We start from the raw sequence: 5,496 nt of genomic DNA, 5'->3' as shown, positions 1-5,496 counted from the left end.
GGCTAGAGGGAGCAGCGGGAGGGAGGAGCGGGCTGTAAGCGCCAAAATGGCGGCTGGAGGGAGCAGCGGAAGAGAGGAGCGGGCTGTAAGCGTCAAAATGGCGGCTAGAGGGAGCAGCGGGAAAGAGGAGCGTGCTGTAACCGCCAAAATGGCGGCTAGAGGGAGCAGCGGGAGGGAGGAGCGGGCTGTAAGCGCCAAAATGGCGGCTAGAGGGAGCAGAGGAAGAGAGGAGCGGGCTGTAAGCGCCAAAATGGCGGCTAGAGGGAGCAGAGGAAGAGAGGAGCGGGCTGTAAGCGCCAAAATGGCGGCTGGAGGGAGCAGAGGAAGAGAGGAGCGGGCTGTCACCGCCAAAATGGCGGCTAGAGGGAGCAGCGGGAGGGAGGAGCGGGCTGTAAGCGCCAAAATGGCGGCTGGAGGGATCAGCGGGAGAGAGGAGCGTTTTGATGTTTCACCTTGAAGGGAGGTGAAAGCGCTTAAAAATCAGCGCGCAGCATCTGTCCAATTGAAATCATGCTGTGTGTACGGTAGCCACTTCGGCAACAGGTAGGGTGAAATGGGTGCAAGACCAAAACGAGAGGAGCACACCGATGATGAAAACAAAGACAAAGCGCTGGGCCAGTCTGCTGTGCATCGCGGCGCTGCTGGCTGCGCTGCTGCCGGTCGGCGGGACGAGCTACGCGGTGTCGACCGCGCAGATGCTGGGCACGGAGACGGAGACCGCCGGCGACTGGGTCGGGGTGTACGGCTCAGACGGCTATGTGCTGCCGTATTACAGCACGACCTTGACGAGCGGACGCGACAATCCGGTCGCGGCGGACGTATATGCGCTGCCGGACTACGTGGACAGCTACACGAAGTATCGCACCGCCTATTGGACCTTCGCGCCGGGCGATCCGCGCGCCCTGCAGACGCCGGACGGGACGGCGCGCAAAAAGCTGACCGTCTATTCGGGCACCGACTTCACCATGACGTTCAATCTGAACGACAGCGACCCGCATCTGTTCACGGTGTATACGACGGACTTCGGCAGCGCGGAGACGGTGAGCCAGCGCTTCGAGATCCTGGATATGAGCAACCAGGTGCTGGACAGCCGCGTCGTCGATACGATCAATGACGGCAAGTATATCACCTATCAGGTGAGCGGCAGCTTCAAGCTCAAGGCGACCAAGCTGAGCGGAACCTCCGCCTACGCCGAGGGCTTCTTCTTCGACGAGATCGTGCCGAGTACGGCAACCGGGCTGACGGCGACGGCCGAGCCGGGTCGGGAGGCCGAGCTGAGCTGGAGCGATGCCTCCGGCGGACCGTCAGTCGTGCTGCGCAAGGCCGGCAGCGAGACCGAATACACCGAGCTCGCGCAGGTCGGCTCGGGCGTCACGACGTATACTGACACGGATCTGCAGCCGGGCGAGTCCTACGCGTATGCGATTCAGAATCTGTCGGGCATGAAGCGTTCCGTGCCGTCGGCCGCCGCGCTGGTGACGATTCCGTCCTATACGGAGACGGTGCTGGCGTTCGGTGATCCCGCGTATGCGGCTGCCGAGCCGGGCATTGCAGTAGAGCTGGAGGTGACGCTGACAGACGACGCCAGCGCGCCGATCGCGGGGCAGCCGATCACCTTCACGCTGCAAGGCGACGGAGCAGGCACCTACATCGACGCGGCGCTGGGCAGCGCGGTGACCGATGCGGCGGGCGAGGCGACGCTGACGTACACGCCCCCGTATGCCGGCGAATTCACGGTGCTGGCGTCGATGCCGCCCGATGATGTGGAAGAGCTGAATGGCGCCGAAGCGGAAGTAGAGCTCCAGGTGAGCAATCCGGCCTGGGACGCGCCGCCTCTGATCCTGCGGACGAGCGAGGCCGTGCAGCCGGGCGCTCTGGTCTCGCTGAACGGCGAGGCGATGATCGCAGACGACTGGGACGATGTGGAGGTGAAGGTCGCGCCGTACACCGGGACGCTGTCAGCCACGCCGGGGATCGGCGCGACGACGCTGGACATCGAGCAGAAGGATGAGCTGGACGGCCGCTTCCTGACGGCGCGGCTGCCCGCGGCGGCGGACCCTGGGATCTACCAGCTGTGGGTCAGCAATGCCGAGGGCTGGAGCGAGCCGGTACTGCTCAATGCGCCGCGCCCGCTGTTCATCTCCGAATACGAGGTGTACGAAGGGCTGTCGATCGACCTGTCGGGACGCAATCTGATGGCGCAGGAATACGGCGCCGAGGGCGAGACGCTGTTGCGCCTGCAGGGCGCGAGCACTGCGTATGAGGTCGAATTGACGGCGCGGACGCCTTATTCGCTGCGCTTCGTCGTCAGCGGCGTGCCGCAGGGCGAGTACGAGGTCGAGGTGTCCGCGGACGATGGCGACACCTGGCATGCGCTGGACAGCGGACAGACGCTGACCGTGACCGCGCCGGGCGACGACCCGCTCGGTCTGGGCGTGGCGTGGGCGGATCACTTCGAGTGGGATCAGGTGTACGATGTGACGGATTACGGCGCTGTGGCGGATGACAGCCTCGACGATACGGAGGCGATCGAGGACGCGATCGCGGCCGCCAAGACGGCGGGCGGCGGGGTCGTCTATCTGCCGGAGGGCGCCTATCATGCGACCCGGATCGGGGTGCCGGCCGATATCGTACTGATGGGCGACGGCCGCGAGGAGACGCTGCTCGTGCATACCGGCGGCAGCGCCAACTTCATCTATTCCACCGGCGACGGCAAGACGGTCGGCCGCAGCGGCATCGCCCGGCTCGGTCTGCGCGCCTCCGACCCGGATCTGTACCCGGACGCCTTCGTCTGGTTCGGCCATGATTGGGGGGCGGCCGTCAACGAGCGCGACCTGCGCACGGCGAGCGAGTTTTTTGCGATCGAGACGGGCGTCGAGTATCCGGTCCTGGACCCGATCGACACGAGCGGCGGCAGCGGCCGGGCGCAGGGCATGCTCGTCGTCGCCGATCAGCGCCTCGTCATCAAGGACAATGTGAACATCGGCTGGGCGGCGCAGCACAATCGCGTCTACATGAATGCCTACGCGGCCGTCACGGACAACTATATGGAATACAGCTTCAGTCAGATGCCGGTCGCCGCAGCCTATACGTTCATTCGGGACAATGAAATCGTCATCCGCGCCGAGGCGGACGTGGAGGTGCATGGCATCGGCGCGAAGGCGCTGAGCCACGTCGAGAACAATATCGTGCGCTACACCTCGCCCGAGCTCAAGACGACCTATCACAATGACGGCGAGTCGATCTTCTTCGAGATGCCGGCCGGCTACTTCGCGACAGGCGAGATTCTCGGCGCGACCGCCGATACGGTGACGCTGATGCCGGTCCAGCCGATCGGCACGGTGCAGGCGCGCTTCGGCGGCATCTACGTCGCGATTACCGGGGGCAAGGGCCTCGGCCAGCTGCGCGAGGTGACGCTGGATAGCGGCACGACCTATGCGCTGCTCGACGAGTGGGACATCATTCCCGACCGCACGAGCACCTTCTCGCTGCTCACGCCCAACGACCGCATCACGGTGTACCGCAACACGATCGAGGGCGGGCAGCGCGGCATCTGGCTGTACGGCAACGCCTACGACGGCGTCGTGGCGGATAATCATCTGGCGAATACGGACGGCATCTATATCTATTCTTCGCTCGTCAAGGGCTCCAATCGATCGACGCCGTCGTACTTCAACACGATCGTCGGCAACTGGCTGAGCGGCACGCCGCTGGCGCCGGGCGGGGTGCATGCCACGGGCATCATCGCCGCCTCGCAGCGCAACGGCACCGGAGGGGCGTTCTACTCGACCGGCATCTACGGGCTCGACGTCCGGGACAACTTCCTCGCCGGCACGCAGACGCCGGTAGCCGGGTCGAGTCCGTATCATCAGAAGTATTCGGGACTCGTCTCCTCGGCGGCTACGCTGTCGAGCGACAGCCCGAAGGTATTCACGCCGGAGGATCGGGACAATGCCAACGTCGTCTATCAGACGAATCGGCTCGACACGCTGAACATCGGTCTGCACCTGATGGATGGGCTCTACGGCCATATCGAGGCGGGCAATCAGTACATCGATGTGCTGGACGAGATCTATGAGCACTACGGCGCGGGGACATCGGGACTGCTGGAGCTCCCGGACAGCTACGCCGACCGCCGTCCTCCGGCCTGGCCTGCCCAGAGCCGACTGTCCGCCGCCGACGCAGGCAGCGGCAAGGCCGAGCTGAGCTGGCCCGAGGCGCGCGACAATGTCGCCGTGACGGGGTACCGCATCTACCAGGGCGGGGCGCTCATGGACACCGTCGGCCCGGCGGTGCTGGACTACGAGGCGACGGGCCTTAGTCCCGGCACCCATGCCTTCGTCGTGACCGCAGTCGACGCGGCCGGCGGCGAGAGCTATGAGGGGCTGATGGTGGCGTATACGGAGTAGTCAGCGGAATATAGCGTGAAAAAGACCACAGGCGCGGCCCCTCATGGGGGCTGCGCCTGTGGCGATTGAAGCGGGGGCAGAAGACGTCACATATACAACTGGCGGCAGCCTGACGAAAGCGGGTATGCGAGTGGCTAATGCCAAGGTGGATTGTCAGGCGAATAGGCAGTTTCGAAATAATGACAATTGAATTGGAATCGCGCCGGTGTTAGGGTGTGTGTGCAAACGCCGAGGGGAGTCGGTGATGCAGAATGATCAAGCAAGTGCGGAATGTTAAGCAAGTGCAGAATGATCAAGCAAGTGGAGGAGAGAAAATGCGAACATTGCAATTCGAGCTCAAGGATCACTTGAATCATCCCAAATACGAATGGCCGAAATCACCGGTTCGTTATCCGCTTGCCTTCGAGCGGGGCGAGGCCCGCACCGATTCGTTGCGGCTGCTAGGGCCGGCCGGGGAGCCGGTGCCGATGCAGCTGCTGGCGCCGGAGGAAGAGGGCGAGTGGCTGCGCAGCGCGACGCTGTGCTTCATGACCGATCTGCCGCGCGGGGCGGATTATACGTATACGCTGCAGTATGGCGAGGAGGCGGCTCCGAGTGGCGTGGAGGCGGCATCGACTGCGGACCGACCCGCGCGTCTGATCGCGCCGGATGAGGCCAAGGGCATGCCGGTCGGACCTGGGAGCGGGCCAGACAAGATGCGTGCCGAAGGCGCGCTGGCGGCGGAAGACGCCACCGGGAGCAACGGCCCGCTCATCTGGCAGCTCGCGGGGGAGCGCGCCGCGCAGGAGACGGCAGCGGGCGGCCCGCTGCCGGTGCTGCGCCTGGGGACGCACCGCGACGGCCTGCTCGCCACCGCCTATGTCCACGGCCCGGCCGCGCTGCGCGAGCTGCGCCGGCTGGCGCCGGAGCGAGGGCCGGTATGTTGGGAGGAGGGCGTGCGCCTCACATATACGGACGGGAGCCGCTACGAGCTGCGCCTGCGCACGGCAGACGGGCTGGAGCACTTCGAGCTGCTCGAGCGGATGGATGGCTTCGCGGCGCGTCCGGCTGCCGGGGCGCCCGACGCCGCTGCGGCCAGCACCGCGGC

General features: G+C 65.3%; 2 protein-coding genes and 1 pseudogene. All 3 read left to right on the top strand.

Translation table 11 applies throughout. The features are described from left to right. Positions 1–457: pseudogene (locus IDH44_RS26895) on the top strand (hypothetical protein); the annotation flags it as partial. A 133-nt stretch (positions 458–590) separates the two neighbouring features. Further along, entirely contained in the window at positions 591–4,409 is a 3,819-nt protein-coding gene (locus tag IDH44_RS27295) for a glycosyl hydrolase family 28-related protein (RefSeq protein WP_190921758.1), read from the top strand. 314 nt (positions 4,410–4,723) lie between these two features. Continuing rightward, positions 4,724–5,496, top strand: a 773-nt coding sequence (locus tag IDH44_RS26120) for a hypothetical protein (protein ID WP_190921757.1), incomplete at its 3' end; no start/stop codon positions are given.

Source organism: Paenibacillus sabuli (genome assembly GCF_014705605.1).
Taxonomy (GTDB): Bacteria; Bacillota; Bacilli; order Paenibacillales; family Paenibacillaceae; genus Paenibacillus_D; species Paenibacillus_D sabuli.
Note: the sequence above shows the minus strand (reverse complement) of the source record. Positions and strands in the feature narration are given on the sequence as shown.